Annotated in this window: 29 protein-coding genes; 11 read left to right on the top strand and 18 right to left on the bottom strand. The window is 70.7% G+C overall.

Going from position 1 to position 25,346, the window contains the following annotated elements; all coding sequences use genetic code 11:
• Positions 1–34: 34 nt before the first annotated feature.
• The 3 genes from KBY86_RS10875 to KBY86_RS10865 all read right to left on the bottom strand — a co-directional run bounded on the left by KBY86_RS10875 (position 35) and on the right by KBY86_RS10865 (position 3,763).
• Positions 35–1,183, bottom strand: a complete 1,149-nt coding sequence (locus KBY86_RS10875) for a citrate synthase (protein WP_094512362.1) — start codon at positions 1,181–1,183, stop codon at positions 35–37.
• Positions 1,184–1,398: 215 nt separating this feature from the next.
• Complete coding sequence (locus KBY86_RS10870; RefSeq protein WP_255100081.1) at positions 1,399–2,007, bottom strand: histidine phosphatase family protein; 609 nt, start codon at positions 2,005–2,007, stop codon at positions 1,399–1,401.
• The gene (locus KBY86_RS10865) at positions 1,985–3,763 is read right to left on the bottom strand and encodes a DUF3352 domain-containing protein (protein ID WP_255141102.1); all 1,779 of its coding nucleotides are present in this window, start codon (positions 3,761–3,763) and stop codon (positions 1,985–1,987) included. Before KBY86_RS10865 ends, KBY86_RS10870 begins: the two co-directional genes overlap by 23 nt.
• Before the next feature lie 97 nt (positions 3,764–3,860).
• Between KBY86_RS10865 and KBY86_RS10860 the strand changes: the two genes are divergently transcribed.
• From KBY86_RS10860 to KBY86_RS10850, 3 genes are all read left to right on the top strand, one after another.
• Positions 3,861–4,226, top strand: coding sequence for a rhodanese-like domain-containing protein (locus KBY86_RS10860; RefSeq protein ID WP_255141101.1), 366 nt, complete (start codon positions 3,861–3,863; stop codon positions 4,224–4,226).
• Between the two features lie 516 nt (positions 4,227–4,742).
• Positions 4,743–5,756, top strand: a complete 1,014-nt coding sequence (locus tag KBY86_RS10855; protein WP_255100084.1) for a heat-inducible transcriptional repressor HrcA — start codon at positions 4,743–4,745, stop codon at positions 5,754–5,756.
• A gap of 28 nt (positions 5,757–5,784) precedes the next feature.
• Entirely contained in the window at positions 5,785–6,582 is a 798-nt protein-coding gene (locus KBY86_RS10850; protein ID WP_094511708.1) for a 20S proteasome subunit A/B, read from the top strand.
• Here KBY86_RS10850 and trpB read toward each other — a convergent pair.
• Positions 6,567–7,826, bottom strand: coding sequence for a tryptophan synthase subunit beta (trpB, locus tag KBY86_RS10845; RefSeq protein WP_255141100.1), 1,260 nt, complete (start codon positions 7,824–7,826; stop codon positions 6,567–6,569). The genes KBY86_RS10850 and trpB overlap by 16 nt on opposite strands.
• Positions 7,827–7,904: 78 nt before the next feature.
• A complete protein-coding gene (locus tag KBY86_RS10840; protein WP_094511718.1) occupies positions 7,905–8,171 on the bottom strand; it encodes a hypothetical protein in 267 nt (88 codons plus the stop codon).
• Between the two features lie 45 nt (positions 8,172–8,216).
• On the opposite strand from KBY86_RS10840, the gene KBY86_RS10835 reads away from it, so the two are divergent.
• Positions 8,217–8,543 carry a translation initiation factor gene (locus tag KBY86_RS10835; RefSeq protein WP_094511722.1) on the top strand — a complete coding sequence of 109 codons (327 nt, stop codon included), beginning with the start codon at positions 8,217–8,219 and terminating at the stop codon, positions 8,541–8,543.
• On the opposite strand, the gene KBY86_RS10830 is transcribed toward KBY86_RS10835, so the two are convergent.
• Together KBY86_RS10830 and purE are read right to left on the bottom strand one after the other, a co-directional pair.
• Complete coding sequence (locus tag KBY86_RS10830) at positions 8,503–9,618, bottom strand: AI-2E family transporter (RefSeq protein WP_198948263.1); 1,116 nt, start codon at positions 9,616–9,618, stop codon at positions 8,503–8,505. The genes KBY86_RS10835 and KBY86_RS10830 overlap by 41 nt on opposite strands.
• A 3-nt stretch (positions 9,619–9,621) precedes the next feature.
• The gene (gene purE / locus KBY86_RS10825) at positions 9,622–10,119 is read right to left on the bottom strand and encodes a 5-(carboxyamino)imidazole ribonucleotide mutase (RefSeq protein WP_094512368.1); all 498 of its coding nucleotides are present in this window, start codon (positions 10,117–10,119) and stop codon (positions 9,622–9,624) included.
• A 131-nt stretch (positions 10,120–10,250) separates the two neighbouring features.
• Between purE and KBY86_RS10820 the strand changes: the two genes are divergently transcribed.
• Genes KBY86_RS10820 through KBY86_RS10810 form a run of 3 tightly spaced genes read left to right on the top strand, consistent with a single transcriptional unit; the run spans position 10,251 to position 13,085 of the window.
• The gene (locus KBY86_RS10820; RefSeq protein ID WP_255141098.1) at positions 10,251–11,420 is read left to right on the top strand and encodes an N-acetylglucosamine-6-phosphate deacetylase; all 1,170 of its coding nucleotides are present in this window, start codon (positions 10,251–10,253) and stop codon (positions 11,418–11,420) included.
• 28 nt (positions 11,421–11,448) lie between these two features.
• Entirely contained in the window at positions 11,449–12,186 is a 738-nt protein-coding gene (gene bchM, locus KBY86_RS10815) for a magnesium protoporphyrin IX methyltransferase (protein WP_255141097.1), read from the top strand.
• Positions 12,183–13,085, top strand: coding sequence for an NAD(P)-dependent oxidoreductase (locus tag KBY86_RS10810; RefSeq protein ID WP_255141096.1), 903 nt, complete (start codon positions 12,183–12,185; stop codon positions 13,083–13,085). Before bchM ends, KBY86_RS10810 begins: the two co-directional genes overlap by 4 nt.
• 17 nt (positions 13,086–13,102) lie before the next feature.
• Here the strand turns inward: KBY86_RS10810 and KBY86_RS10805 are convergent, their stop codons facing one another.
• From KBY86_RS10805 to KBY86_RS10795, 3 genes are read right to left on the bottom strand one after another with little or no spacing between them, the layout of a single operon-like run.
• Complete coding sequence (locus tag KBY86_RS10805; protein WP_255141095.1) at positions 13,103–14,119, bottom strand: pseudouridine synthase; 1,017 nt, start codon at positions 14,117–14,119, stop codon at positions 13,103–13,105.
• Between the two features lie 43 nt (positions 14,120–14,162).
• Entirely contained in the window at positions 14,163–14,981 is an 819-nt protein-coding gene (locus tag KBY86_RS10800; RefSeq protein WP_255141094.1) for a response regulator transcription factor, read from the bottom strand.
• Between the two features lie 59 nt (positions 14,982–15,040).
• Positions 15,041–15,538 carry a hypothetical protein gene (locus KBY86_RS10795; protein ID WP_255141093.1) on the bottom strand — a complete coding sequence of 166 codons (498 nt, stop codon included), beginning with the start codon at positions 15,536–15,538 and terminating at the stop codon, positions 15,041–15,043.
• A gap of 189 nt (positions 15,539–15,727) precedes the next feature.
• Between KBY86_RS10795 and KBY86_RS10790 the strand changes: the two genes are divergently transcribed.
• Complete coding sequence (locus KBY86_RS10790; RefSeq protein WP_255141092.1) at positions 15,728–16,915, top strand: cysteine desulfurase family protein; 1,188 nt, start codon at positions 15,728–15,730, stop codon at positions 16,913–16,915.
• Here the strand turns inward: KBY86_RS10790 and KBY86_RS10785 are convergent.
• The gene (locus tag KBY86_RS10785) at positions 16,893–17,438 is read right to left on the bottom strand and encodes a DUF456 domain-containing protein (RefSeq protein WP_094511761.1); all 546 of its coding nucleotides are present in this window, start codon (positions 17,436–17,438) and stop codon (positions 16,893–16,895) included. The two genes, KBY86_RS10790 and KBY86_RS10785, sit on opposite strands and share 23 nt — an antisense overlap.
• On the bottom strand, positions 17,438–18,331 hold the full coding sequence (rsmH, locus tag KBY86_RS10780) for a 16S rRNA (cytosine(1402)-N(4))-methyltransferase RsmH (RefSeq protein ID WP_255141091.1): 894 nt from the start codon (positions 18,329–18,331) through the stop codon (positions 17,438–17,440). The genes KBY86_RS10785 and rsmH overlap by 1 nt, the downstream gene beginning before the upstream one ends.
• 61 nt (positions 18,332–18,392) lie before the next feature.
• Here rsmH and KBY86_RS10775 point away from each other — a divergent pair, with 61 nt between their 5' ends.
• Together KBY86_RS10775 and KBY86_RS10770 are read left to right on the top strand one after the other, a co-directional pair.
• Positions 18,393–19,577, top strand: coding sequence for an NAD(P)H-quinone oxidoreductase subunit H (locus KBY86_RS10775; protein WP_094511771.1), 1,185 nt, complete (start codon positions 18,393–18,395; stop codon positions 19,575–19,577).
• Between the two features lie 71 nt (positions 19,578–19,648).
• The gene (locus KBY86_RS10770; RefSeq protein WP_255141090.1) at positions 19,649–20,014 is read left to right on the top strand and encodes a DUF2752 domain-containing protein; all 366 of its coding nucleotides are present in this window, start codon (positions 19,649–19,651) and stop codon (positions 20,012–20,014) included.
• A 43-nt stretch (positions 20,015–20,057) separates the two neighbouring features.
• Here KBY86_RS10770 and KBY86_RS10765 read toward each other — a convergent pair whose 3' ends face one another.
• Positions 20,058–20,756 (bottom strand): hypothetical protein, encoded by a 699-nt coding sequence (locus tag KBY86_RS10765; RefSeq protein WP_255100094.1) that lies wholly within the window; start codon positions 20,754–20,756, stop codon positions 20,058–20,060.
• A gap of 205 nt (positions 20,757–20,961) precedes the next feature.
• Here KBY86_RS10765 and KBY86_RS10760 point away from each other — a divergent pair, with 205 nt between their 5' ends.
• Positions 20,962–21,510 (top strand): thioesterase family protein, encoded by a 549-nt coding sequence (locus KBY86_RS10760; protein ID WP_255141089.1) that lies wholly within the window; start codon positions 20,962–20,964, stop codon positions 21,508–21,510.
• Here the strand turns inward: KBY86_RS10760 and KBY86_RS10755 are convergent.
• The 5 genes from KBY86_RS10755 to menA are packed head-to-tail and all read right to left on the bottom strand — an operon-like array spanning position 21,507 to position 25,280.
• Entirely contained in the window at positions 21,507–21,689 is a 183-nt protein-coding gene (locus tag KBY86_RS10755; RefSeq protein ID WP_094511787.1) for a hypothetical protein, read from the bottom strand. The genes KBY86_RS10760 and KBY86_RS10755 overlap by 4 nt on opposite strands.
• Positions 21,689–21,955: a TM2 domain-containing protein gene (locus KBY86_RS10750; RefSeq protein WP_094511789.1), complete on the bottom strand. Its 267-nt coding sequence runs from the start codon at positions 21,953–21,955 to the stop codon at positions 21,689–21,691. Before KBY86_RS10750 ends, KBY86_RS10755 begins: the two co-directional genes overlap by 1 nt.
• Positions 21,956–21,980: 25 nt before the next feature.
• Positions 21,981–23,231, bottom strand: a complete 1,251-nt coding sequence (locus KBY86_RS10745) for an AMP-binding protein (protein WP_255141088.1) — start codon at positions 23,229–23,231, stop codon at positions 21,981–21,983.
• 13 nt (positions 23,232–23,244) lie between these two features.
• Entirely contained in the window at positions 23,245–24,339 is a 1,095-nt protein-coding gene (locus tag KBY86_RS10740) for an o-succinylbenzoate synthase (protein WP_255141087.1), read from the bottom strand.
• On the bottom strand, positions 24,321–25,280 hold the full coding sequence (gene menA, locus KBY86_RS10735) for a 2-carboxy-1,4-naphthoquinone phytyltransferase (RefSeq protein WP_094511795.1): 960 nt from the start codon (positions 25,278–25,280) through the stop codon (positions 24,321–24,323). Before menA ends, KBY86_RS10740 begins: the two co-directional genes overlap by 19 nt.
• Positions 25,281–25,346: the final 66 nt, after the last annotated feature.

Raw genomic sequence — 25,346 nt, 5'->3', positions numbered from 1 at the left:
CGTCCGAACTCGAAACCGAACCGACGAGGGCAAGTTAAGCGCCCGCACCGCTGGATCGGGTGTCGATGGGCAACCAGGTCTTGCCGGACGCCCCCGTGTAGATCTGCGTGGGCCGGTAAATCCGGTTGGCACCGAGCTGCTCTTTCCAGTGGGCCAGCCAGCCGGCCACCCGCGCGATCGCGAAGATCGGCGTGAAGAGGTCGCGGGGGATGCCGAGCTTGCGGTACACGAGCCCGGAATAGAAATCCACATTCGGATAGATCCCCTTGGCGCCGAGGCGGCTTTCAGCAGCCTTCTCGAGCCGTCGGGCCACGTCGTACATGTGGTCGTGGCCGAAGCGGTCGAACAGCTCCTCGGCCAGCTCTTGCAGGATCACGGCACGGGGATCCTTGACGCGGTACTCGCGGTGGCCGAAGCCCATGATCTTCTGCTTTTCGGCCACCGCCCGCTCGAGGTAGGCCTCCACCCGGTCTTCGCTGCCGATCTGGTCGAGCATGGTGAGCACGTCTTCGTTGGCGCCGCCATGCAGCGGGCCGGCCAGGGTGCCCACTGCCGAGGCCACCACCGCGTAGGGATCGGTGAGGGTGCTGGCGGTGACGCGGGCACTGAAGGTGCTGGCGTTGAGCGAGTGTTCGGCGTGGAGGATCAGGCAGGCATCGAAGATGCGGGCAGCCATCGGGTCAGGCACCCGCTCGGTGATCATGTACAGGAAATTGGCCGAGTACGACAGGTCGTCGCGGGGCTGGATCGGGTCCTGGCCTTTGCGGATCAGCTGGAAGGCCGCCACCATCGTGGGGATCTTGGCGATCAACCGCACCACCGCCTCCTCGATGTACTGGGGGTCGTCGAGAGCACGGCGCGAATAGAACAGGCCCAGTGAGGCTGCGCTCGACTGCAGCGCATCCATGGGGTGCCCGTCGGCCGGGAAGCACTTCATCATGTCGCGGATGCGGAAGCTCACCCGCCGGTGCATCTGCACCTCGTACTCGAAGCGCCGCAGCTGCTCGCCCGTGGGCAACTCACCCCAGATCAGCAGGTAGGCGGTTTCCAGGAAGCTGCTGTGGTTGGCGAGCTGCTCCACCGGGTAGCCCCGGTAGGTGAGCACGCCGTTGCGGCCGTCGATGTCACAGATGGCGGACTGGGTGGCCGGCACCCCTTCAAGGCCGGGGCGGAACGCCGGCATGGCCGGCTGGGCCGCGACAGGTTCGCTGGCCACCGGGGTGGCCGCTGGAGTTGTGGCGGAGTCACCGGCCGCTGAGAAATCCGTGACCGCCGGCGCCCCATCCGTTGCCATGCCGAGCTTCCACGCTGTTGATCGAAACCTAGATCCATTCCTGACAGCCGCGCCGTAACACCGCCGACCGGCCACCAGGGCCCCGTTTCAGCGGCGTCCGCGCCTCAGCCCTCCCCCAGCAGAGCGCGGGGGGAGAGCAGCAGGGTGAGCCGCGTGCGGCCCAGGGCAGCCTCCCAGCCGCGCGCCTCCCCGGAACCACCGGAAGGCACCGGAGCCTGCCAGGGAAGCGCCAGGACCACCACACCGGCCTTGCGCAGGCGCAGGGCGCCGGGAGGGGCGCCGCAGAGCCGGCAGGCCAGCTCGCTGAGATCGGGTTCATGCCCGACCAGCGCCAGGCGCCGCCAGGGGCTGGGCCGCTCGGCGCCTTCGCCCCCGGCGCTGAACCAGCGCTCCAGCAGCGGCGCTGGGTCACCACCCGGGGCCAGCTCCGCGCAGACCTCGAAGCGGTGGAGGGCCAGTCCGCCCTCGCGGGCCAGCTCCGCCGTCTGGTGCGCACGCAGCAACGGGCTGGTGAGCAGTGGATCCACAGCCAGTCCGAGCGTCACGAGACGGCGCACCACGGCGGCGGTGCGCCGGCGGCCGGCGGCGGTGAGCGCCCGTGCCTCGTCGTCCAGGCCGCGATCGGCCGCCAGCTGGCGATCGATCGCGACCCCATGGCGCAGTAGCAGCAGCTCCGCAGCGGCCATGGCCTCAGCCCAGCTCCAGGCGGCCATGCAGCCGCAGTGCCGGGGCCGCGGCTGCAGGATCGCTCTCCAGGCTCACGGCCAGGCCCTGCACAGTGGGAGCGAGCGGCTCGCCGGCCAGGCCGGTGAGCAGCAGCCAGGGGTCCCAGCGGGCCAGCAGCGCACGGGCCGACGGGGCGGCCATGGCCCACTGCAGGGGCGCGGCCTGATCCTCCAGACCCTGAAGCTGGGCCAGCCTCTCGCTGGGCGGCGCGGCCCCCTCCAGCAGGCCGGTGAGGGCGGTGATGCCCTCACTCCACCAGGCCACACCGCGCTGGTCGAGGCGGGCGCCGGCGATGGCGGCGTCCAGTTGGTCGGGGTGGCTGCGGGAATTGCCGGCGGTCAGCTGGGTCCAGAGCTGCAGCGTTTTGCCATTGCGGCTCAGCGGAGCAGCGATCAGGCCTTTGCGCGCCAGCACGTCGCTGATCGAGGCGATGGCGGGGCTGTCAGGAGCCGTGGCCAGCAGCCAGCCGCGGGAGCTATGGCTCAACAGCAGGGGGCCTGGATCCTGGGCAACAACCAGCGGGGGCAGCACCCCCGGCAGGCTCGCGAGGGCTTGGGCGAGGACAGGTGCCACCAGCTCCGACCAGACATCCGGAATGTCGGCGGGGACGCTGCTGGTGGCTTCAGGGCTGGGGATGGTGGTGTCTCCGTCACCATCGGCAGCGGCACTGTCCGTGGCGTCCCCATCGGAGCCGGCGGAATCCGGGCTGGAGGCGGTGGCCTCAGGGATCGCCTGGGCGACGGCGATGGCTGCCGCTGAGGCAGCTGTTCCTGGTGCAGCAGGAGCTGAGAGCAGGGCGGGGTTCTGGATCATCGCCAGGCTGTCCGAGGGCCCCTGCAGGCCCGCCAGCAGATCCGGCGTGGGCGTGAGCGCCAGTGCTGCGGGGGCGTGGCGCAGCTCAAGGCGGCCGTTGAGGTCGAGGGTGCGGCCTCGGGGCGCCAGAGCTGCCACCAGGCCGAGCACCTCCTGCTGTGCTGCGACGAAAGGGGAAGCAGCCAGCCAAGGGGTGAAGCTGTCGGGGCAGGCCACCACCAGGGCCACGCCCTGGCCGAGGGTGGCCACGGCGGTGGCGAGGCGGGGGTCGCCGGCCTGGTTGAGTTCGTCGATCTGGGAGACATCCAGCGCCTGCTCCAGCACCCCCCGACCCGAGGCGATCAGCACCAGCCGGTCGTCGATCAAGGCGGTGGCCAGGGGCAGGGCGTTCTGGCCCAGCAGGGCGCCCCGGCCGCTGATCAGCCCCATGCCTCGATAGGTGCTCACCTGCAGCTCGTTGCCGGCCAGGCTGCGGGTCTGCCAGAAGCGCTGCAGAAAGCGCCGAGCCCCCTCCGACTCACGGCTGCGCAGGGCCAGCAACCAGCCCGCCGGCTGTGACGCACCCGCCGGGGTGAGCAGCGCGACACTGGACTCCTCCCCCACCCAGCCGGCCAGTTCCTCGGCGTAGTCGAGGCCGGCAGCGGCGAAGGCCCCGTCCCGCAGCTGCTCAAGGGCGGCGGCGGCATGGCGGCGTTGGCGGGGCGGCGCCACGGCCCGGGCGTAGGCCCCGAGCTGGTCGGGCGGGACCAGCAGGTGCAGGCTCAGCGAGGCCTGCCGGGGGATGAAGCGAGCCGCCAGTGGCAGGGTGAGGGGTTGGTGCTGCAGGGCGAGGGGGCTGCTGCGCCAGAGCACCACCCAGCCCGCCGCTCCGATCAGCAGCAGCGTGACGGCCACGGCCAGGATCGCCGCCAGGAATGGGCGGATCTTCATGCGTAGCGCGCAGGAATGGCCTCATCCTTATGCATGAAGCCGCCTCCGTGCATCGTCAACGCACACCCGGCCAGCCACCACGCCCATGCCCGCACCCATGCCCCAGGAAAGCCAAACCACCCCCACCCCGGCCCCGCTGCAGGCACGGGATCTGCAGCAGCGGCTCAACGAGGGTGCCGATCTGCAGCTGGTGGATGTGCGGGAACCGGCAGAGCTGGCCTTGGCCGCGCTGCAGCAGAGAGTGATCCATCTGCCCTTGAGCCGCTCCTCGGAATGGGTCAGCCGGATCGACGCGCTGCTCGACCGCGAGCGTGAGGTGGTGGTGCTCTGCCATGCCGGCATGCGCAGCTGGCAGTTCGGCTGCTGGTTGATGGAGCAACAGGGTTTCGAGCGGGTCTGGAACCTGGAGGGGGGCATCGATGCCTGGAGCGTCCAGGTCGATCGGTCGGTGCCGCGTTACTGAGCAGCGCTACCAGACCGATGGCGCTGTACATGTCCTCGTCTTACCGCAGTCAGCGGAGCTGCGGCGGTAAGACGGGCTGGCCCAGATCGGCTCCAGCCTCTGACGCCGGAGCAGCTCCACAGTTTGTGGCGGTGATGGTGCTGAGCTGCGCAACCAGCAGGGACTGGCCGACCCGGCGGGTTCGGACCCCGCTCCTCTTTTGCACCTGCTGACGCTGGAGATCGTGGAGGGTGATCGCCTGCTCCAGCCGCACCACTCCATGAGCAACAGGGGCCGCGCCTGTGAGCGGAGTGGTCTCCGCGATCCTGGGCACGCTGGTGTGTGTCCTCAAGGGTCAGGTTGGATTCGCTGTCGACTGCGGCCGCTGCCAACGCTTCACTGGCTTCTGCCTGCTGCCATCCAAGCGATCAGCCATGAAGCCCGAACCAACACCTAGCGGCCTTGTTGCCCAGACAAAATGGTGTTCCTGTTGGCCAGCGGCGTCGTTGGTATCGGTTACGGTTCGCGCACCATCCGTTGACTAGCCCCTCGTTGCCTCACCTCAGCCGCCGCCATCAGCAGGTGTTGCAGGCAACGGTGCAGCATTACGTGGACACGGTCGAGCCCGTGGGGAGCCGCACCCTGGTGCAACGCTTCGGCTTCCAGACCTCACCTGCCACGGTGCGTTCGGCCATGGGGGCGCTGGAGCAACAGGGCCTGCTTGTGCAGCCGCACACCTCCGCCGGGCGTATTCCAAGCCAGCGCGGCTACCGCCTCTACGTGGACAGCCTGCTGCCACCCCCCGGTGCCGGAGCGCTGCAACTGGAGCAGGAACTGCTGGGGCTGAGCCTGCGCTGGGCTGCCCTCGACGATCTGCTGCTGCATCTGGCGCGGCGGCTGGCCGATCTCACCGGCCTGCTGAGCCTGATCACACGCCCCCAGGGCGATCGCTCCGCGCTTCAGGCCGTGCGCCTGGTGCCAAGCGGCGACCGCCTGCTGGTGTTCCTGGTGGAGAACGCCGTGATGACCAGCTGCCTGAACCTACATCTGCCACCGGCGGCGGCCCCCGAGCTGCTGCCGCTCGAGCGCTGGGTGATGGATCAGCTCAGCCTGCATCCGGGCCAGCCAATCCCCTGGAACGCCCTGCCGCCTCAGCTGCAGCGCAGCGGCTGGCTGCTGCGCGAGGCGCTCCGCAGCCACCGCATGGCCCGTCCGGGCGATGCCGACGGCGCCCTCGCGCTCGGGCTGGGGGGATTGCTGGGGCAGCCGGAATTCAGCCGCACCGCCACGCTGCGGCCGCTGGTGCAGCTGGTGGAGGAAGACCCCCATCTGCTGCTGCAACCTGACGGCAGACCCAGCGAAGGCGTCTGGATCGGTGCCGAAAATCCCCATCCCGCCCTGCAGGACTGCGCACTCGTGCAGGCCACTTACCGCACCGGCGACGGCAGCCAGGGGCACGTGGCCCTGGTGGGGCCGATGCGGATGGCCTACGCCACCGCCCGGGCGGCGGTGCGCTCGGTGGCCGCCAGCCTGCAGCGGTTGCTCAGTTGAGCGGCCGGCGGCTTGAGAGCATGGCGCCATGACTTACTGCGTCGGTTTCCTGCTCAAGGAGGGTCTGGTGATGTGCGCCGACTCCCGCACCAATGCGGGGGTGGACTACATCTCCAGCTACCGGAAACTGCACGTGTTCCAGCCGGCACCTGACCGGCTGTTCGTTCTTCTGGCGGCGGGCAACCTGGCCACCACCCAGGCGATCCTCAACTGGATCCGCCGCGACCTCAGCGCCGCCGCCACTCCGGCGGCCGTGGGGGCGCCGGCCAGCGCTGCAGCTGATGACCGGACCGCCGGACCGGACCTGCTCAGCTGCCGCCATCTGTTCGAGGCGGCGGCCTACATCGGCCGCCTGAGCGTGGCGGTGCAGAACGAGAACGAGAGCGCCCTCAAGCAGGTGGGCGCCAGCGGTGAGGCCACCTTCATCCTTGGCGGCCAGATCGCCGGCAACGACCACGGCCTCTACAGGATCTACGCCCAGGGCAACGCGATCATGGCCACGCCGGAAACGCCGTTCCTGCAGATCGGCGAGAGCAAATACGGCAAGCCTCCCCTCGATGTGGTGGGTGACTACGGGATGTCGCTGGAGGATGCCACCCGCCTCTGCCTGATTTCCCAGGTGATCACCCGGCGCTCCAACCTCACGGTGGGGCCCCCGTTCGAGGTGGCGCTCTATCCGCGCAATTCGCTGGCCATCTCCCAGCACCTGCGCCTGGAGCGGGGCTCCAAGCTGCTCGGCGAGATGGCCCGGATCTGGGCAGACAGCCAGCGCGATGCGCTCAGCAACCTGCCCCGGCTGCCCTGGGAGCCTCAGCCGGCCAGCTGATCCCCCAACCGGTCAGCCACGGTGTTCACGTCCTTGTCGCCGCGGCCGGAGAGGTTCACCACCACTTCGGTGCCCGGCGCCAGGGTGGGGCAGAGCTGCTCCAGCCAGGCGAAGGCGTGGGCGGTTTCCAGCGCCGGGATGATCCCCTCCAGTTCGCACACCAGGCGCAGGGCGGTGAGCGCCTCGTCGTCGGTGACGGCGGCATACTCCGCCCGGCCCACATCCCGCAGGTAGCTGTGCTCAGGGCCGACGCCCGGGTAATCCAGGCCGGCGCTGATCGAATGGGCCTCCTGCACCTGCCCTTCGCCGTCCTGCAGCAGCAAGCTCATGGCGCCATGCAGCACGCCGATCCGCCCTTCGGTGATCGTGGCGGCATGGCGGCCCGTGGCCACGCCCTCGCCGGCGGCCTCGACGCCGATCAGCCGCACGGAGGTGTCTTCCACGAACGGGTGGAACAGGCCCATGGCGTTGGAGCCACCACCCACGCAGGCCACCAGCACATCGGGCAGACGGCCGAAGGCCTCCTGGCACTGGCGCTTGGCCTCCTGGCCGATCACGGCATGGAAATCACGCACCAGCATCGGGTAGGGGTGCGGGCCGGCCACCGAGCCGAGGATGTAGTGGGTGGTTTCCACGTTGGTCACCCAGTCGCGGATGGCTTCGCTGGTGGCGTCCTTGAGGGTGGCGGTGCCGGCGGTGACCGGCTGCACCGTGGCGCCCAGCAGGCGCATGCGGAACACGTTGAGCGCCTGGCGGCGCATGTCTTCGGCGCCCATGTACACCACACACTCGAGACCGAAGCGGGCGCAGACGGTGGCGGTGGCGACGCCGTGCTGGCCGGCGCCGGTTTCAGCGATGACCCGCTTCTTGCCCATGCGCAGGGCCAGCAGGGCCTGGCCGAGGGCGTTGTTGATCTTGTGGGCGCCGGTGTGGTTGAGGTCTTCGCGCTTCAGCCAGAGGCGCGGGCCTCCTTCCGGGCGGGCGTAGTGGGCGGTGAGCCGCTCGGCTTCGTAGAGCGGCGTGGGGCGGCCCACATAGGTGCGCAGCAGGTGGTCGAGCCGGCTGGTGAAGGCGGGATCGGCCCAGGCCTCCGCAGCCGCCTGCTCCAGCTCCGCCAGGGCGGGCATCAGCGTTTCCGGCACGTATTGCCCGCCGAAACGGCCGAAGCGCCCCTGGGGAGTGGGCCGCACGGACACCTGAAGGTCGGCGGGATTAGGGGAGAGCGGGGGGAAGGTGCTGGTCACCGGTGCCGGGCGGTATCGGGCCAGCCTAGGAAGCGGAAGTCGCTGCCACGCTCCCGGGCGTCAGCGCTGCTGACCAGCTCAGGGGGGAAGCGGTGGTGGCGGCGTCAGCCGCGGCCAGGTCGACGGGGCACGCTGGCTGGGGGGACCGGCCGGCGGGACACAGGGGGCCTGCCCGGGCACCACGAAGCGCAAGGCCCGCACCTGGCCCGGCGCCGGCGGCCCGGTGCCGCCGATGGCGGCGTCAGGCGGCGGGGAGGGAGTCAGCCCCGCCGGCGGGCAGGGCAGGGGTTGGCGCGTGTCCAGATCGAGGCGAAGCATCTCCAGACGGAGAGGTGGCAGGTCCATGCCCGGCAGGTGCGCTGTGATGGAAGCGTCGCCACCACGATCGCCATGGGCAAGGGAAGCTGGCAGGAATTCAGCCGCGCCGAGAGCACGGCACGGCCGGCGGGCCCGGTGTCCCCGGCCGCGCCCCGCAACCAGCAACGGGTGCGGGTGCAGCGCACCAAGGCAGGCAAAGGCGGCAAGACCGTCACCGCCATCACCGGCCTGGAGTTGCCGGAAGATGACGCCCGCACCCTGCTGAAGCAGCTCAAGGCCCGTGCCGGCACCGGCGGCACCCTCAAGGACGGGGTGATCGAGCTGCAGGGCGATCAGGTAGGGCCGGCGCTGGAAGCGCTTACGGCAGCGGGCTTCCGACCGAAGCAGGCGGGGGGGTGAGCGGCTGGGGCTCCGGCAGCCCCAGCCGCCGGGCCAGTTCATCGAGAAAGGTTTTCAGGCAGCTCGCCACCGGCACCGCCAGCAGCAGGCCCAGCAATTCACCGAGCCCCAGCAGGCTGCCCACCCGGGCACCCACCGGCAGGCTGAGCAGCAGCCAGGCCGGCTGCAGACCCACGATCTGGCCCATCAGCCGGGGCTGAATCACCTGATCCACCACCTGCCCCACGCTGATGGCCGCCACCAGCACCTCCACGCCTGTGCGGGGGTCTTCAAGCACCAGCAGGCCGCTCACCAGCAGGATCGTCAGCGCGCTGGCATAGGGAACCAAGGTGGTGAAGCCGATCGCCACGGCAAACAGCACGCCGTAGGGGATCTGCAGCAGGGTGAACACCACGATCTGGGCCACGCTGAGGATCAGGGCCAGCACCACCTGGCCGCCGAAGTAGCCGCGGAAGGTGGTGACCAGGGTGTTCAGGACCATCGCCCGCCAGCTGGAGGGCAGCCAGCGGGCCAGACCGCGTGGGATCGCCTCGCCGCCCACCAGCAGAAAAACAGCCAGCACCACCACGATCAAGGTGTTGATCGTGAGGTTGAGCGTGGCGCCGAGCAGCCCAAGCAGGCGCTGGCTGAGCTGGCTGGCGAACTTGGTGGAGCCGGTGAGCAGTTCGCTGCTGAAATCGCTGAAATCAGCGGGCAGGCCATGGGCGGCGGCCCAGAGCTGGGTCTGATCCAGCAGCATCTGCCCCTGCACCAGCCAGCCGGGCAGGGCATTGAGCAGATCGCCGAGCTGCTGCACCAGCCGCGGCAGCAGCCAGAGGCTCGCCAGCACCAGCAGGGCAAGCCCCAGCCCGAGCACCAGGAGCAGCGCCAACACGCGCGGCATGCCGCGCTGCGTAAGCCAGCGGCTGGGGATGTCCAGCAGGAAGGCGATCAGGGCAGCGCCCAGGAACAGGGAGGGGAAGGGCGCCAGCGGCACCAGCACCTGCCGCAGCACGAACATGTTCAGCACCAGCAGCGGCAGTGTGAGCCCGAAGCGAACCCAGAGCGGCAGCGGCATGGTGAAGCGTTCAGCCATCGATCAGCTCCCCATGCCCTGCAGGTAGGCCGCGCTGCCCAGCTCCTGCAGACGCCGGTCCTTGGTGGTCACCTGGTCGTGGAGAGCACGGCGATGGGCGAGCACACGGTCAGCCAGCTCGGCATCGGCGGTGGCCAGGATCTGTGCCGCCAGCAGGCCCGCATTGGTGCCGCCACCGATCGCCACGGTGGCCACCGGGATGCCGGCCGGCATCTGCACGATCGAATGGAGTGAATCCACCCCAGACAGGGCCCGGCTCTGAACCGGAACGCCGATCACCGGCAGAGGCGTGAGTGCCGCCACCATGCCGGGCAGGTGTGCGGCACCGCCAGCGCCGGCAATGATCACCTTGAGCCCCCGGCCGGCGGCGGCTTCAGCGAAGGCCACCATCTCCAGCGGCGTGCGATGGGCGGAGAGCACGCGCACCTCCACCGCCACCCCGAACTGCTCCAGCACGGCCACCGCCGGCTGCAGCGTGGGCAGGTCGGAGTCGCTGCCCATCACCACGGCCACACGGGGACAGGCGGCCTGCCCAGGGCCGGTGGCAGCAGCGGAAGCAGACACAGCAACCACAGGGGGCAGGGCAGCGAGGATGGCATTCTCCCGCCGACCGCGGCCCGCCGCTGACGTTGATGCGCTGGCTCAGCAACGTTCGCCTCCCGGAGGCCGTGCCGCCCTGCAGCCCAGGGCGCTGGCGCGTCGGCGTGGACACGGCCGGAACGATCGCCTGCCTTGAACCACTGGAGGCGGGCAGCGCCGCCGCAGGCGACGACTGGAACGGCGACTGGCTCAGCCCGGCCGGGGTGGACCTGCAGATCAACGGCGGGCTGGGACTGGCCTTTCCAGAGCTCACCGACGCGGATCTGCCCCGCCTGCTGGAGCTGCTGGAACTGCTGTGGCGCGATGGCGTGGAGGCGATCAGCCCCACCCTGGTGACCTGCGGCGTGGCGCCGCTGCGCCAGGCCCTGGCGGTGCTGCGGACGGCCCGCGCCCTTCCCGCCCCTGGCCGGGCCCGGCTGCTGGGGGCGCACCTGGAGGGTCCGTTCCTGGCGAAGGCGCGGCGGGGCGCCCACCCGGAGGCGCACCTGGCGCTGCCCAGCCTCGCAGCTCTGCAGGCGCGAATCGAGGGGTTCGAATCCGAGATCGCCCTGATGACGCTGGCGCCGGAGCTGGACGGGGCCGAAGCGGTGATCGCCGCCCTGTGTGCGCAGGGGATCGTGGTGAGCCTGGGCCACAGCGAAGCCAGTGAGCGGCAGGCGCAGCACGCCTTCGAGGCGGGCGTGGGCATGCTCACCCACGCCTTCAACGCCATGCCCGGCCTGCACCACCGGGCGCCGGGGCCGGTGGCGGCGGCGGTGCTGCGCGGCGACGTGGCCATGGGCCTGATCGCCGACGGGGTGCATGTGGCGCCGTCGCAGGCGGTGCTGCTGCAGCGGCTCGCGCCGCAGCAGGTGGTGCTGGTGAGTGATGCCCTGGCGCCCTACGGGCTGCCGGAGGGGCGGCACCGCTGGGACAGCCGCAGCCTGCTGGTGGAGAACGGCAGTTGCCGGCTGGAGGACGGCACCCTGGCGGGGGTGACGCTGCCGCTGCTGGAGGGCGTGGTGCGGCTGGCGGGCTGGAGCCGGGCGCCGGGGGCGGCGATCGCCGCGGCCACCGTGCTGCCCCGGCGCGTGCTGGGTGATCACCGCCCCGTGCAGGAGCTGCTGCTGGGTCAGCCGCTGGCGGAGGCCCTGCGCTGGAGCGGTGGCGACGCGGACCCGCTGCGCTGGTGCCGTGCCGGCGAAGCCACCCGCACTCCTTAGGATCCGGCCACCCACACCCCCTGAGCGCATGGCCGCCGAACCGCTGCTGGACACCGACGCGGCGCCCACCACCAGCGAGAAGGCAGCGGAGAAGCTGGAGGTGCGCGACTACTTCAACAGCACCGGCTTCGAGCGCTGGAATCGCATCTACAGCGACAGTGACGACGTCAACAAGGTGCAGCGCAACATCCGCATCGGCCACCAGAAGACGGTGGATCAGGTGCTGGCCTGGCTGCAGGAGGAAGGCGACCTGGCCGGCCGCAGCTTCTGCGACGCCGGCTGCGGGGTGGGCAGCCTCAGCCTGCCGCTGGCCGGCCTGGGGGCCGGCAGCATCTCGGCCAGCGACCTCTCGGAAGCCATGGTGCAGGAAGCTGGTCGCCGCGCCGCCGCCGCCGGCATCGATCCCGCCCGGCTGACCTTCCACACCTCCGATCTGGAGAGCCTCAGCGGCCGCTACGACACGGTGGTGTGCCTCGATGTGTTCATCCACTACCCCCAGGCCGCCGCCGAGGAGATGGTGCGGCATCTGGCCGGTCTGGCAGAGCGGCGGCTGATCGTGAGCTTCGCCCCCTACACGCCACTGCTGGCGTTGCTCAAGGGGATCGGCCAGCTGTTCCCCGGCCCCAGCAAGACCACCCGCGCCTACACCCTGCGTGAAGACGGCATCGTGGCCGCCGCCGCCGCCGCCGGCTTCCAGCCGCTGCGCCGCAGCCTCAACCAGGCGCCCTTCTACTTCTCCCGCCTGATCGCCTTCGAGCGGGCATGAGGGCCGCCGCGGAGGCCGCGGCGGCAACGCCGAAGCGGGAGCCGGTGGCCTTCATCGGCCTCGGCGCCCTGGGAGCGCCGATGGCAGCCCGGCTGCTGCAGGCGGGCCACCCGCTCACCGTGCATAACCGCAGCCGTGAGCGGGAGCTGCCGCTGGCGGCTGCCGGCGCCCGCCGGGCCGCCTCGGTGCCGCAGGCTGCCGCCACTGCTGCGGTGCTGTGCCTCTGCCTCAGTGACGACCGGGCCGTGCAGGCCGTGCTGCTGGAGCAAGCGCTGGCGGCCCTGACCCCCGGCGCCTTGGTGATCGACTTCTCCACGATTGCTCCCGCCACCAGCCGCGCCCTCGCCACCCGCCTGGAGGCCGATGGGATCACCTACCTCGATGCACCGGTGACCGGCGGCACCGAGGGGGCCCGCGCCGGCAGGTTGGCGGTGCTGGTGGGCGGCAACGCGGCGGCGCTGGAGCGGGCCCGGCCGCTGCTGGAGGCGGTGGGCAGCTCGATCAGCCACTTCGGCCCCGTGGGCGCCGGGCAGCAGGCCAAGGCGGTGAACCAGGTGCTGGTGGCCGGCAGCTATGCCGCCGTGGCGGAAGCGATCGCCCTGGGCCGAAGGCTTGGGCTGCCGATGGCAGAGGTGTGCGCCGCGCTCGAAGGGGGCGCGGCCGGCTCCTGGGCCCTGCTCCACCGGGCGGGCAACATGCTCAGCGATCACTACCCGTTGGGCTTCCGGCTCGCCCTGCACCGCAAAGACCTGGCGATCGCCCTGGCGGAAGCGGCCGCCGCCGGGCTGGAGCTGCCGCTCACCACCCAGGTGGCCGCGATGGAAGACACGCTCATCGCCGCCGGTCACGCCGAGGAGGATGTGTCGGTGCTGGCCCGCTGGTTCGAGGCCGGCCACTGAGCGCCGGCCACTGAGCATCAGCCGCCAGCTGCCGGGGCGAGCTCCAGAGCTGGCGGCAGCTGAGCCTCCAGCTCCAGCCAGGTGCCTTCGGGCCGGGGCAGCACGAGTCGGTGGGCGTGCAGCTGGTAGCCCCCCAGGCCCGGCAGGGCCTGGGGGCGGGCCTGGCCGCCGGGCAGGTAGAGGGGATCGCCCAGCAGCGGCGTGCCGACGCTGGCGGCATGGATACGGATCTGATGGGGGCGACCGCTGCGGATCGCCACCTCCACCAGATGGGCCTGCGGGCGCACCTGCAGCAGGTGCAGCTCGCTCCAGGCCGGCAGGGGCGCCGCCGCAGAGTCCGCAGCGGAGGCGGCCGCCCACACCTGGCCCAGCAGCGGATGGGGCCAGCGGCCGATCGGCGTGTGGATCTCCAGCCGCTCGCCCACAGCGATCGGCAGGGGGCCTGCCTGCGTGAGTGCGCGGTAGAGCTTGCGACAGCCGCTCTCGGGGGCAGCGGTGCTCTCGCGCAGCAGGGCGCTGAGCCAGGCGCGGGTGGCCGGCTGGCGGGCCAGCACCAGCAACCCGGAGGTGAAGCGGCCGAGCCGATGGACGGGCCGGGGCACGCCGGTGGTGGCAGTGGCGGCCGCGTCCCGCTGTCGCCGCTCGATCAGACGCAGCACGGTGTGCTCCAGGAAGCCGCCGGCCGGCAGCACCGGCAGGCCGCTGGGCTTGTCGATCACCAGGATGTCGCCGTCGTCATGGACGACCTGCCACTGATCCGGCACCGGCGGTTCTTGCCAGGGGGGCCGATGCCACGCCAGCCGATCCCCCGGCGCGAGGCTGCCATCGGCCCGGAGCTGCTGGCCGTTCCTGTGGATCTCGCCGGCCTCCAGCCGCGCCTGCCACACCTGTTGATCGGAATGGCGGTAGCGGGCGGCGTAGAAGGCGGAGATCGTCTGGCCCGCCGTGGCGCTGCCGGCCCGGTCGGTGTAGATCCAGCCCTGGTTGAGCGACCCTGCAGGCACGGGCTTCAGGGGGATTGAGGAGAAGGACACCCTGCCCGGGCCACGACCGGTGCTGGAGCTGCCGGTGGCTATCTCATTCCACCAGGCTGTTTTCGAGCGCGTAGCGGACCAGTTCGGTACGGCTGGTGGTGCCGGTCTTGGTGAACAGGCGGCTCACGTACTTCTCGACGTTGCGGATCGAGGTTTCCAGACGGCGGGCGATCTCCTTGTTCATCAGGCCTTCGGCCACCAGCTGCAGCACACTCGCCTCGCGGGGCGTGAAGTCGAGCTTGACGCCGGTCGGCGCCTTCTTGCCACCACCCCCCTGCAGCAGCGAGCGGATCTCGGTGATCTGGCGCGCCATCTGGCCGATGTCGGCATCGGCGTAGCGGGCGGCCTCGGCCAGCAGCCGCTCCTGGCGCCGCACCATGTTGCGCACCCGGGCCACCAGCTCGTCAGGGTCGAATGGCTTGGGGATGTAATCGTCGACGCCCGCCTGGAAGCCCTCGATGCGGTCGGCGGTCATGCCCTTGGCGGTGAGGAAGATCACCGGCGTACCCCCCAGCCGCTCATCGCCCCGCAGGCGCCTGAGCAGGCCGTAGCCATCGAGGCGGGGCATCATCACGTCGGTGAGCACCACATCCGGCACGATCTCCTGGGCCACCTTCCAGCCTTCTTCGCCGTCGTTGGCGGTGACCACTTCGAAGCCCTCGTCCTGCAAGTAGGCCTGCACCGCGGTGCGCAGCCCCGGCTCGTCGTCGACGAGCAGCAGGCGCGGCGGCTGGGCGGCCACAGGGGTGGCGGCGCTGGCCTCGCCGGAATGGGCCGCGGCGGTGGGCTCCAGACCCTGTGCAAAGGGGTGGTCCGGGGAGGCGTCGCCGTCGGGTGCGGCTGCTGGGATGGCTTGGCTCATGGACCCACCGGTGGTGCCGGAAATCTATCCAGGGCCGCCAACCCGGCTGCGGGCCGGCTTCAGAGCGATCCTGCGGGCAGCAGTTGCTCCCGTTCCTGCAGGTTGCCGCTGTATCCCAGCTGCAGCGCCACGGCACGCAGCCCATCCGGGTCCTGGCCCGCATGCTGTGGGTGGCACGAGGCCCACCAGACGAGATGGTCCCGGCGGTTGACGCTGGTGATCACCCCGCCGGGGTTGAGCTGGCGCAGGATCAGCTGGCGGCCGTCATTGGTGACCCGCATCGGCGCCGTGACGGAGCAGCCGATCGTTTCGCTGCGCACCTTGACGTCGTTCGGCAGCTCCTCCCACACCTTGATGCGCAGCAGACCGGGGCGAGCCGGATCAGCGGTGACTGCATAGACCCCCAGCGCCTGCACGCCCCCGGGCACCACACGCTCCACCAGCAGTGCCATGCCCGGCGGGCGGTTCTGGGAAGGGATCAGCACCGGCACGCCCTGGCCATGGGCCGCGGCCACCACCAGGACCATGGAGCTGAGGGCCAGTGCGCAGCGAGGCATCAGCAGGAGAGCGCAGGGGCAGGACAGCAAGCCAAGGATCTGGCGCCTGCCGCCATTCTCCACGCTTCTTCCCGGCCAGCGCGTCCACATCGAAGCCACAACGCCGCTGTGATCGTGCGGCGCCACTGCTACAAGGGAAGCGGGGTCGCCGCAGCGTCCCGACCCTTCTTCCCAGCCCCAGGCGATCCCGTGACCCATCCCTACCTGGACTACCAGGCCACCACCCCCTGCGAGCCGGCGGTGGTGGAAGCGATGGCGCCCTACTGGAGCGAGCTGTTCGCCAATCCGTCCAGCCGCCTGCACCGGCCGGGGCTGGAGGCGGCCACGGCGGTGGAGCGGGCGCGGGAGCAGCTGGCGGCGCAGCTGGGGGTGTCGATCGAGCGCGTCGTGTTCACCAGCGGCGCCACCGAAGCCAACAATCTGGCGCTCAAGGGGCTGGCGGAAGCGCGGCAGCACCTGGGCCGTCACCTGATCACGGTGGCCACGGAGCACAAGGCGGTGCTCGACACCATGCGCGAGCTGGAGCGGCGCGGCTTTGCTCTCACCGTGCTGCCGGTGGGCGCCGATGGCCTGCTGGATCTGGGTGATCTGGTGGCGGCGCTGCGCCACGACACGATCCTGGTGAGCGTGATGGCCGCCAACAACGAAATCGGCGTGCTGCAGCCGCTGGCGGCGATCGGTTCGCTCTGCCGCGCCAGCGGTGTGGCGTTTCATTGCGATGCCGCCCAGGCCTTCGGCCACATGGCGCTGCAACCCGACGCCCTCGGCATCGATCTGCTCAGCATGAGCGCCCACAAGTTCTACGGGCCGAAGGGCATCGGCGCGCTGGTGGTGGGCGAGGGGATCACGCTCAACCCCCAGCAGCACGGCGGCGGCCAGGAAGGGGGCCTGCGGGCCGGCACCCTGCCGGTGCCGCTGATCGTGGGCATGGCCAAGGCCGCCACGCTCGCCCTGGCCGACCGGGAGGAGCGCGAGGAGCGGCTCGGCGCCCTGCGGCAGCGGCTGCTGCACGGCCTGCTGGCGATCGAGGGCGTGGCGGTGAACGGCAGCCTTGAGCAGCGCCTGGCTCACAACCTCAACGTGCGCATCGTCGGTGTCGATGGCAACCGGCTGCACAGCCTGTTGCGGCGCCAGCTCACGGTGAGCGGCGGCTCGGCTTGCAGTGCCGGCAGCCCCTCCCATGTGCTCGCCGCCCTGGGGCTCGACCGCGCCGCGGCGGCGGCCTCGGTGCGCTTCGGGCTGGGCCGCGGCACCACCACGGGCGACATCGATCAGGCGATCGCCGCTGTGGCCGCCGCGGTGGCGGAGCTACGCCAGGCGCCCGCCGCGGTGACCGCGCTGGACACGGAGGCGCTCAGGGCGCCAGCACCGTGCTGAGCAGCACAAAGCCCGCCACCCCCAGCAGCGCCAGCAGGAACTGAGCCACCCGGCTCACCAACATGCCGGCCACCACCGCCAGCCCCACGAGCAACGCACGGCGCAGCCGCTCCAGCCCCAGCGGCCCCAGCGCCGACGACGCCGACACCAGCTCCCCGAGGGTGGCCCCCAGCAGCGGCCCCACCAGGGCACCGAGCAGCGGTCCGCCCACCGGCAGGGCGGGCAGCAGCCCCAGCAAGCCCACCACCAACCCGAGGCCGGCGCCGATGTAGGCCCAGCGGGTGGCCTGTAGACGGGCCGCCCCCAGCACCACCCCGAGCGCGTCGGCCCCCCAGCCCAGCAGCAGGATCAGGCAGGCCAGCAGCAGGGTGGGCCAGGCGGTGCTCCAGCCCGCCGCCCACACCCACAGGCCGGCCCCGAGCGGCAGGAAGATCAGCCCCGGCAGCACGGGCAACAGCGTGCCGGGAATGGCCACCAGCTGCAGCGTGAGCGCTACCCACCACAACGCATCGAGCGAAGCCATCAGCGCCTTGCCGCCAGCCGCAGCTTGGCGGAGCGGCTGCGGGGATTGGCCTCCTGCTCTGCCGCCGTGGCGATCAGCGGCTTGCGCGTGCGCCGCTCGAGGCGTTCATCGCTCAGAAAGGCCGTCTTGACGCGGCGATCTTCGAGCGAATGGAAGCTGATCACCGCCAGGACACCGCCCGGCAGCAACCACGGCGGAGCCTGCTGCAGGAAGCGGTCGAGGGCGCCGAGTTCATCGTTGACGGCGATGCGCAGGGCCTGGAAGGTGCGGGTGGCGGGGTGAATGCGGCCGCGCCGGGCCGCTGGCGGGTAGCAGCCGGCCACCAGGTAGGCAAGGGCGCTGGTGCCGCCGCCCGTTCGGTCCGCCGGGCTCCAGGGGCGCTGCTCGACGATGCGGCGGGCGATCCGCCGCGAGAGCCGTTCCTCGCCGTAGGCATAGATCAGATCCGCAAGGTCCTTCTCGTCGAGGCGGTCGAGCAGCTCGGCGGCACTCTCGCCGGCGCTGGTGTTCATGCGCATGTCGAGGGGGCCATCGGCGCGGAAGCTGAAGCCGCGCTCCGCCACATCCAGCTGGGGACTGCTCACGCCCAGATCGGCCAGCACCCCGTGCACAGGGGTGGCGGGGGCGTAGGCGGCGAAATTGGTGGCGATCAGGCGCACCCGCTCGCCGAACGGGGCCAGCCGCGTGGCGGCGGCGGCCAGGGCGGTGGCGTCCTGATCCAGACCGATCAGCTGCAGGTCGGGATGGGCCTCCAGCAGCAGGGCGCTGTGGCCGCCACCGCCCACGGTGGCATCGATCACGGTGGCGCCAGGAGGCAGGTCGCTGAAGGCCGCCAGCACGGCATCGGCGAGCACCGGCAGATGGTGGAACCCGGAGGGGGCGTCTGGCGGCAAAGGCCCTGGTTGCGGCGATCCCTTCCTAAGATCCGGCGGATCGCTCGCCCGCCCCGGCGCCATGACGCAGCTCGAAACACGCACCGAGCCGATGGTGGTGAACTTCGGGCCTCACCACCCCTCGATGCACGGGGTGTTGCGGCTGGTGGTGACCCTCGACGGCGAGGACGTGGTGGACTGCGAGCCGGTGATCGGCTACCTCCATCGCGGCATGGAGAAGATCGCCGAGAACCGCACGAACGTGATGTTCGTGCCCTACGTGAGCCGCTGGGACTATGCCGCCGGCATGTTCAACGAGGCGATCACGGTGAACGCGCCGGAACGGCTGGCCGACATCCCGGTGCCGAAGCGGGCCAGCTACATCCGGGTGCTGATGCTGGAGCTCAACCGCATCGCCAACCACCTGCTCTGGCTGGGCCCGTTCCTGGCGGATGTGGGCGCCCAGACCCCTTTCTTCTACATCTTCCGCGAACGGGAGATGATCTACGACCTCTGGGAAGCGGCCACCGGCCAGCGGCTGATCAACAACAACTACTTCCGCATCGGAGGCGTGGCTGCCGATCTTCCCTACGGCTGGCTGGAGAAGTGCCTCGATTTCCTCGATTATTTCGGCCCAAAGATCGATGAATACGAAAAGCTGATCACCAACAACCCGATCTTCAAGCGCCGGATCCAGGGCCTCGGCGTGATCAGCCGTGAGATGGCCATCAACTGGAGCCTGTCGGGCCCGATGCTGCGCGCCTCCGGCGTGCCCTGGGATCTGCGCAAGGTGGATCACTACGAGTGCTACGACGACTTCGACTGGGACGTGGCCTGGCGCACGGAAGGCGATTGCTACGCGCGCTATCAGGTGCGCATCGAGGAGATGCGTCAATCCCTCAAGATCCTGCGGCAGGCCTGCAAGGGAATCCCAGGCGGCCCCACCGAAAACCTGGAGGCCAGGCGCATGAGCGAGGGTAAGGGGGGTGAATCCTTCGGCTTCGACTATCAGTACATCGCCAAGAAAGTGGCCCCCACCTTCAAGATCCCCGGTGGTGAGCTCTACGCGCGGCTGGAATCCGGCAAAGGGGAGCTGGGCGTGTTCATCATGGGCAACGACGACGTCACCCCCTGGCGCTGGAAGATCCGCGCCGCCGATTTCAACAACCTGCAGATCCTGCCCCACATCCTCACCGGGGCCAAGGTGGCCGACATCATGGCGATCCTCGGCTCCATCGACGTGATCATGGGCTCGGTGGATCGCTGAGCGCTTCGCGCCGCCGTGATCCGCAGCGGAGCCGGCGCCAGCGCTGGCTCGATCAGTTGCGGCGCTGCGGGGTGGCCCTTCCGGCCTTGCTAACCGGCTATCTCTGGCTGAAGGGCTGGCACGCCGGCCTGCCGGGGCTGTCCTGTCCGCTGCGGGCGCTCACGGGGATTCCCTGCCCCACCTGCTTCCTCACCCGTGCCACGGTAGCCGCTCTCAACGGCCAGCTGGCCACCTCGGCTCAGCTGCACGCCTTCGGGCCGCTCGCCGCGGCCGCCCTGGTGGTGTGGTCCGTGGCAGCGTTGCGCAGTGGTCAACTGGTGCCCCGGGCTCTGAACGAACGTCATCTGGTGCTGGCTGCCGCGGCATTGCTGCTCTACTGGGCCGCACGGATGCTGTTCAGTTACGGGCTCGGTCTGCCTGCGTTTCCAAGCGGGTAGCCCACTCCAGCTCAGCGGATATGGGCGTGATGCTTCCGGGGAGCTAGCTGATGGCTCCCTGGTGATACGCGGAGTTCTGGATGTAGAAGGTTCCCACCGGCACGGCCACGAGAGCTCCGAGGCCACAGGTGCAGACGGAAACGATCAGTACGACCAGCCAGGTGAGCAGCTGGATGCCGGCAAACGTGCGACCGCGCGGTGAGCGATACACCGCCTGGAACGAAGACACGAAGGCCTCCACGATCGGCTGATCACTGAGGAAGATCCTGTTCACGAACACCGGCGTCACCAAGGCCACGGCAATACCGGGCAGGATGCAGAGCAGGAAGCCCACGGTGGTCACCACCGAAAACAACGCACCGGCGAGCAGGTAACGCAAGGGCCGCTGCAGCAGGGCGCGGAAGGCCACCTGAGAGGAAATGTTCTCGCCGCTGTCGTAATGCATGGCGGGCACGGCCACGAACAGCACCCCCACCAGATTGGAGAGGATCGCGAACGGCACCTGGGAGAGATTGCCCAGCCAAACGGCCAACGACCCCACGGCTTCAGCATCGGTATTGCCGCCGGCCAGACCGATCCCGATCAACGAAAAGATCACCGATACGACAAAGCCGATCACAGCGATGACGATGGTGGCCACCCAGATCAGCAGGATGGTGGGGATGTGGGCCACAAACGCCGCCCAGGCCTTGTTGATGCTGGGCGGCTCGTAAGCGATCTCGGCGGCCAAAAGAAAAAACAACGCACTGAGGGGAACGTAGTCGTGGTGACCACAGCCGACAACAGACCTGTCATGAACGGCGGAAATCTCCCTCCGACACGCAAGCACGACACGGCGCTGCAGGCCTCGTCCGCCACTCCGGCGGCGTGCGTGGCGTGACCGCCACGCCGGCTTTGTGGGGCGGCCCACCAGGATGGTCAGACGGCGGGAAGGATGGAGGAAGGTGATGCAGCCAGGGGAGGGTGCGATCAACCCGGAGTTGGGGGAACCCGGCACCCGCCAGGATCCCGCCGACTGGCTGGAGCTGCGGCGAATGGTGCGCTTCGGCGACACCGATGCCGCCGGCGTGATGCAGTTCCACCAGTTGCTGCGCTGGTGCCACGAAGCCTGGGAGGAAAGCCTGGAGCGCTTCGGCATTGCGGCCGCAGAGATCTTTCCGACCCCCGCCGCCACGCCCGCCCGCGCGCTGCCGGTGGTGCACTGCGACGCCGACTACCGGCGGCCCCTCGTCTGCGGCGCGCCCCTGCGGATCAGGCTGGAGCCGCAGCGCCTGGAGGCATCGAGCTTCGAGGTGGCCTATCGCTTCACTTCTGAAGGGCGTGAAGTGGCGCGGGCCCGACTGCGCCATGTGGCGATCGATCCAACGGTCCGGCAACGGCAGGCGCTGCCGGATGCGGTCGAACGGTGGCTTGCGGCCTCAGCACCGGCTGCGTCATCAGCTTCTGCAGCGCCACTGGAGCCGGCAACACCACCAGCGGAGTCCGCTCCGGGCTAGCGGCCGAAGACCCACAGCAGCCCCGCCAGCTGGAGCGGCAGCAGGGAAGCGATCAGGGTGAGGGGATGGAGCGGTTCCAGCGCGAGCCCGGGAGCCAGGCTGACGCTGGCCACGCCTCCCACACCAAGCACCACGAGCAGCAGGGCTCGACGTGCTGTGCCGGCGCGTTGCTTCGCCATCAGAACCACTCCTTCTGGGCATCGATATAGGTGGCCTTGAAGTCCTGCGGGGTGGCGGCGAGATAAATGATGCCTTCGATCAGGCCGATCACACCCATCACGAAGCCGCCGAACCCGCAGGTGAGCACAGTGACGAGCAGCATGATGATGCCGGCCTTGGTGTAACCGAGCATGAACTTGTGAATGCCCAGTGCACCAAGAAAGAGCCCCAGCAGCCCTGCCACCAGTTTCTTGTTGGCGATCTCGGAATCAGTCAGGTCAGCCATCGGTGGCAGTCAACGCGCACCCTCTTTAGCGGGGTTCGGGGTTGATTTCATGCTGTTGCCGCAACCATTCATGCCAGCGCGGCCGCTGCCACTTGCCCGTGTCGGTGCGCGCCAGGGATGTGCAGGTCCACCAGTGCAGCGGCCGCTCGGCCGGCGGCAGGCGGCGGGCGAGCTCCATCAGGCCTTCGCGCAACGGCGCAGCAGCTCCGACTGGCAGCGGGCGGACCAGGGCCACCAACCGCTCCCCCCAGAGAGGATCCCGCACCGGCAGCAACAGCAGATCCGCCAGTGGCAGGCCGGCGGCGGCGGCCAGCCGCTTCAGCCGCTGCTCCACCTGCTCGGGAAACACAGTTTCGCCGCCGCTGTGGATGGCTCCGTCGAGCCGGCCCAGCACCTGCAGACCGGCCGGTGTGAGCTGCCCGGCATCGCCGCTGGCCCACCAGCCCTCGGCGCCGGCTTCAACGAACGGGCGCAGGCCGATGCCGTCGGCAGCCAGCCAGCCCGGACTGAGCCGCCCGCAACGCAGTTCGATCGCGCCATCGGCAGGGTTCAGGCGCAGGGTCACATCGTCGAGGGGGTGGCCGCAGCCCCCATCGCCGGCCAGGAAGCGCTGCGGCGGCAGCGCCGTGACCATGGCGGCGGTTTCGGTGGCCCCATAGCAAGGGGCGAGGCGGATCTCCTCGTGCCTGGCCCAGGCGGCCAGATCCGGAGCCAGGGGGCCCCCACCCGTCCAGATCACTGCCAGGCCCCGCAACCAGCGCCGCCCTGCCGGATCCGCCAACAGGCGCTGCAGCTGGGTGGGCACCAGCGACAGCAGCACCGGACGATCCGTCGGCAGAGGCACCGCCTCCGGCAGCTCAGCCGGCGCGCGCAGCAGCTGCGGCGGCAACCAACGCCACTGGCCGCCCCACTGCCGGGCACGCAGCACCGGCATCAGGCCGCTCGTGTGCTGCAGCGGCAGCGGATTGAGCTGCAGGCAGGCGGCGGGATCGAGGCCCAAGGCCTGCAGCCAGGCGGCCGTGGCGCGGGCCGAGGCCTGCAGATGGGCCAGTGGCTGCACGCACCAGCGGCGCCCGCCACGGCTGCCGCCGCTGCCGATCACCACCCCCGGCGCCGCCAGCGGCGGGCAGCCGGCCATGGCCGCCACCAGCTCTTCCCCTTCCCCTGCCGCACACAACCCCACCAGTTGCCCCCGCTGCCAGGCGGCCAGCAACCGGGCCACCTGCGGCTCAGGCGCCACCTCGGCGTGCACTTCGATGCTGAGGGCCATCGTCATGCCCGATCAGGCGTCACAAGCTATGGCCTTCCTCGGCCCGCTGGCCGGCGCCAGCCGCCTGCCACACTGTTTCCGGATCGGCGGCGCACAACGCTGAGGCCTGCGCCCAGCCGGGCGCCAGGCCGGGAGCGGCGGGGGTGGCGCTCCGGCTCTGCAGCGCCGCCAGATGCCCCACCAACCGCTGCGCGATGCCCGTTTCGAAGGCCGTGCTCAGCACCACTGCACTGGCGCCGCCGTCGCCCTGCTGCAACGCCGCCAGCAGCTGCCGGGGATCCCCTTCCACGGCAGGCCGCCGCACCTGCCAGCCCGGCCAGTGGCGGCGCAGGGCGGGATCGAGCTGCAGCGACTCATCCAGCGCCACCGGCACCCGCCGTGCCAGCTCCTGCAGGCCGGGAAGGTCAGTGGGAGCCAGGGGCTGCTCCAGCCATTCCAGGCGCGGATCCTCTGCCAGCCGCTCGGCCCACTGCCAGGCCGTGGCGCGGTCCCAGCCGCCGTTGGCATCCAGGCGCAGGCGACTGCCGGCAGGCAGGCGCGCCAGCAGCTGCTCCAGCAGCTCACGCTCGACCTCATCGCCAGCGGCGGCCACCTTCCACTTGCAGGTGAACGGCGGCTCCGCTCGCCGATCGAGCGCCGCGTCCAGCGCCGCCACCGCCGCTTCCCCTGCCGCCAGGAGCACGGCGGAAGGGGGCGCCGCCAGCCAGCCGCCGGCGGCCACGCCCAGCAGCCCATCGGCTTCCGCCAGGGCCAGGCCGAGCGCGAAAGCCAGCTCGGGCGGCAGGGAAGGCAGGGACGCCTCCAGCTCCTGCCGGGGCAGAGCGCTGCCGAGGGCCTTGATCGCCGCGGCCAGCGAGCGCTGGCGCTCCTGGGCGGTGGCTGGGGTGAAACACAGCGGCGCCGCTTCTCCCCAGCCAAGGCCGGCTGGGGCGGCCAGGCCGGAGCTGGAGGTGCCATGGCCGGAGGCGCCGATGCGGGAGTTGCCCGGGCCTTCGGCCTGGAGCCGCAGCAACCAGCCGTGCTTTTCGGCCATGGCGCCCTGGGCCGTGACCAGCGGACGCGCCAACGGCAGCCGGAAGGGCCGCCAGGTCAGCGTCACCAGCGGCTCAGCCATGGCCCCACCGCCAGTCCACAGGCCAGGCCGAGTCCGTTGAGGGCTTGAAACTGAAGCGCCAGGAACTTGCTGCTGGTGATCCGCTCAGGGGCGGCGTGGTGCTCCCGCAGCAGCTGGATCAAGGCGCGGGCCGGCGGCAGGCCCACCACCCCGAGCAGGGCCGTGAGCGGCCAGCGCCCCAGCAGCACCGGCGCCCACTGCAGCGCCAGGGTGAGGGCCACGAACCAGGGCACCAGCGCCGCCGCCGGTGCCGTGCCGAGCCGCACCACCGGCGAGTGCTTGCCATTGGCGGCGTCTTCCGCCACCTGGTGGAAATGGGAGCAGAACAGCACCAGGGTGGTGGCAATGGCAGGCCCGCCGCCAAGCAGCAAGGCGGTGCGCCAAGGGATCGCTGTGGCCGTCGCGGCGGGGGCGAGTGCCAGCAGGGCGGCGGCTGTGGCCAGCGGCCCGAAGGCCAGCCAGCACAGCGGTTCCCCCAGCCCCCTGTAACCCAGCCGCAGCGGCGGCCCCTGGTAGGCGTAGCCGAGCCCGCAGCAGGCCAGCACCAGCGCCAGCACCGCCGGAGTGCTGCGGGCCGCCACCACGGCGATCAGGACCAGACCCAGCCCCAGGCAGCCATTGGCCAGCACAGCCACCTGGTCGCGGCGGCCGGTGAGGTTCACCACTGAATGGGGCTTGCCGAGCCGGTCCACGCCGGTATCGGCATCAAAGACATCGTTGGCCAGGTTCTCCCAGCCGAGCAGGAGTACAGCCGCCACAAGGAACCCCAGCAGCTGGTCCCAGCGCGGAACCTGTCCCTGGCCGGCCAGCCAGCCAGCGGCCAGCAGCACGGGCATCACCGCCACCGAATACATCGGCCACTTGATGGCTGCCTTCCACAACCGGCGACGGGCAGGATCCGCGCATGCGTAACGGCTTGCGACGACCTTGGGGTCGGACATGGGCAGCGGAGACGTCGGACCGAAGAGGACCCATACATTTGAGCAGCTTCCGCCCGCCGCTCCCGG

This window comes from Synechococcus sp. Lug-A, assembly GCF_024345655.1.
Classification (GTDB): domain Bacteria; phylum Cyanobacteriota; class Cyanobacteriia; order PCC-6307; family Cyanobiaceae; genus MW101C3.
This window is presented reverse-complemented; position numbering and strand designations above follow the sequence as displayed.